Origin of the sequence: uncultured Chitinophaga sp. (assembly GCF_937874145.1) — a bacterium.
Taxonomy (GTDB): Bacteria; Bacteroidota; Bacteroidia; order Chitinophagales; family Chitinophagaceae; genus Chitinophaga.
This window is the reverse complement of sequence record NZ_CALNBI010000305.1, coordinates 1-3,292: the sequence shown is the minus strand read 5'-3', so window position 1 is coordinate 3,292 and position 3,292 is coordinate 1. Positions and strand designations below refer to the sequence as shown.

Annotated in this window: 3 protein-coding genes; all 3 read left to right on the top strand. The window is 53.9% G+C overall.

Going from position 1 to position 3,292, the window contains the following annotated elements; genetic code table 11:
- Nucleotides 1–1,273 (top strand): 1,4-alpha-glucan branching protein GlgB (gene glgB, locus Q0510_RS14950; RefSeq protein WP_298713369.1); only part of this gene is annotated, 1,273 nt, incomplete at its 5' end.
- Between the two features lie 229 nt (nucleotides 1,274–1,502).
- Nucleotides 1,503–2,426, top strand: a complete 924-nt coding sequence (locus Q0510_RS14945; protein WP_298713366.1) for a DUF4382 domain-containing protein — start codon at nucleotides 1,503–1,505, stop codon at nucleotides 2,424–2,426.
- 127 nt (nucleotides 2,427–2,553) lie between these two features.
- Nucleotides 2,554–3,132, top strand: coding sequence for a hypothetical protein (locus tag Q0510_RS14940; RefSeq protein WP_298713363.1), 579 nt, complete (start codon nucleotides 2,554–2,556; stop codon nucleotides 3,130–3,132).
- Nucleotides 3,133–3,292 lie beyond the last annotated feature (160 nt).

Sequence of the window (3,292 nt, the reverse complement as noted above, 5' to 3'; positions counted from 1 at the left end):
GAGCCGTTATGGCACGCCGCAGGAATTCGCGGCGCTGGTGGATGCGTTCCACCATGCCGGTGTCGCCGTGATCCTGGATTGGGTGCCTTCGCATTTTCCCTACGACGATCATGGGCTGTACCGCTTCGACGGGAGCCATTGTTACGAATATGCGGATATGCGCAAAGGGTTTCATCCCGACTGGAACAGTTATGTTTTCAATTACGGCCGGAACGAAGTGCGCTCGTTTTTGCTGAGCAACGCCCTTTTCTGGCTCGACCGGTTTCATATCGACGGGTTGCGGGTGGATGCGGTGGCCTCGATGATCCACCTGGATTATTCGCGGAAGCCGGGGACCTGGGAGCCCAACGTCCATGGCGGCGCCGAGAACCTGGAAGCGATTTCTTTCCTGAAAGAAATGAATTCCCGCATTTATGAACGTTTCCCGGATGTGCAGACCATTGCGGAGGAGTCTACCAGCTTTTACGGCGTGAGCCGGCCGGTGTTCCTCGGCGGGCTGGGATTTGGGATGAAGTGGATGATGGGATGGATGAACGACACGCTGGATTATTTCAAAAAGGACCCGCTGTACCGCAAATGGTATCATAACCAGATCACTTTCAGCATGATGTACGCTTTCAGCGAGAATTTCATGCTGCCCCTGAGCCACGATGAAGTGGTGCATGGCAAGAGCCCCATGATCTATAAAATGCCCGGCGACGACTGGCAGAAATTCGCCAACCTGCGGCTGTTGTACAGTTACATGTTCACGCACCCCGGCACGAAGCTCCTGTTCATGGGGGATGAGTTCGGGGATACGAAGGAATGGAATTTCAAGTCGGAACTGGGCTGGCAGCTGCTGCAGCACCCCACGCACAGCAAGCTGCGGGAATTCGTCAAAGCCCTCAATCATTTATATACTTCCGAAACAGCCCTGTTCAGCCAGCAGTTCGACCCGGCGGGGTTTGAATGGGTACACCTGGCCGACCAGGAAAACAGCATCCTCGTGTACGCCCGTAAAGGCGCGGAAGGGGAGGTGATCCTGGTGGCGCTGAACATGACGCCCATCCCGCGGGAGGAATATCCCATCGGCATTCCCTGGGGCGAGCCTTTCCGGGAAATCCTCAACAGCGACGCGCCCGAATGGCATGGCAGCGGCGTTGTGAACACCGGGCTCCTGCAGCCGGTGCCCGGCCGGTTCGGCAAACCGTACGATATTATCCTGAGGCTGCCGCCCCTGGGGGCCGTGGTACTCAAAATGGAGCCCGCCAAACCGAAGAAAGTGCGCAAGTAATTCCCACAAAAATGTGATGCTCCCCGCCGGTTCCCACATGGAATCTGGCCGGAGTTTTGTTGTACAATAATCCACGCCATCCATCCGTTTTAAGTAGCGCCATATCTGAATTGAACCAAAGGACCATTATCTGGATTGAATTGACGAACACATCATTATCTGTTATTGAAAACGCTTTAACCGGGTACAACGTATAAAACCACATCACCTTTAAAACCAAATCTTTAGTATGAAAAACTTCCTCCGAAAAGCAGGTTGGCCCGTACTACTCATGGGCATTCTGTCCGTCGTTATCTACGCCTGTAGCAAAAACGAATCCGCCGCGCCGGAAAAAGTGCCGGAAGGCAAGCAGAAAGTTAGCCTCATGCTCACCGATGATCCCGGGTTGTTTGATAAAGTAAACATCGACATCCGCAAAGTGGAAGTGCTGGTAGATACCTGCGCCACCACCGGCCGGGGCGACGATGACGATGATGACGACGACGACGACTGGGACGACCGCGACCGTTGCGGCTGGTGGGAAGACTGGCGCGACCGCTGGCACGACAAGGAATGTTATACCTGGGATTCGCTGGGTATCCGTCCGGGCGTGTACGACATGCTGCAACTGCGCAACGGCGTGGATACAAGCCTGGCCAACGGCTATGTGCCCAAGGGCCGCATCCTGAGCATCCGCATTACGCTGGGGCTGGATAATTCGCTGGTGAAAGACGGGGTGACCTATCCGCTGCGTTCCGTGAACGGCCAGGTGAAGATCGTGGTGCGCGTACGGCATAACGAGTGGGATGAAATCTCTCCCGACAACCTGCAACTGTATCTCGATTTCGACGTACAGCGCTCCATTATCAAGGTTAGAGACGGCAAATTCATCCTCAAACCCTTTATCCATGTATGGACGGTGAAGCAAACCGGTTCCGTATCAGGCAGGTTGCTGCCAACGGATGCGCAATCCATTATCACCGTGCACAACGATCTTGATTCGCTGTACGCCCTGCCGGGCCGTGGCGGCGAGTGGAAAGTGAGAGGCCTCAAACCCGGCACTTACGACATTTTCGTGAATGCGGGCAACGGGTATAAAGACACGACACTGACGGGCATTAAAGTCGAGCGGGCGAAGGATACCCGCGTACCGACGATTACGCTGACCAAATAATTCCGATCAACGCGCAACCTGCGTTTCCTGTAAAGGCCGTTCCGGATCACGGGGCGGCCTTTTTACTGGGGAGATGCCAGATAATTGATAAAAAATGCTAATTTGTGGTATTGTAAAAAACTTCAGTATGAAACGTACGGGAATGACGATCCTGTTGGGCTGCGGCCTTTATTTTACCGCCGGTGCGCAGAACATCGAGAACAAAGTGGACGCGAAGCAGCGCAGGCAGGGATTGTGGCAGGAAAGGGTGCCTGCGAAGCGGGAGGACCCGGCGTACATACTGGAAGGCAAATATGTGAACGGCCGCAAGGAAGGAGTTTGGCTGAAAGCCACGGAAGATGGTGATATTGTAGCGGAGGAAACTTACAAGAACGGCGCGCTGGACGGGCTGTGCAAATATTATTACCCCAATGGCAAGGTAAGCGCCACCGGCCGTATGCTGGCCATTGACCTGGAGGGCCAGAAGGATACCGTCATAACGATCGACGTGACCACCGGAGAGGAGAAGCTGGTGGAGGTGACGCGGAAGGGGCATAGCGTGCGCCATGGCGAATGGCGGCTGTATGATGAAGACGGCAACATGCTGCGGGAGACGTATGAAAAGGGGGAAGTGAGCGAATCTGTCATGCAGGAAAAGAAGCGGCCCTCACAAACTCCTTTGCCTCATGAGGTGCAAACCGGGAAGAAAGGAGCCCGTAAAGAATAAAAACATACCAAAATCAATCCGAAACAACCGTTACAACGTATATTTTTATACGGAAAGGATTCCTTATATTTATTTATCGCTTCGGCGATGAGTGCCCCGTGATAAGATCCATTATTTCTGAATTGAAATGCGGGCACGTTCACCCAGGAGTTACACAGTG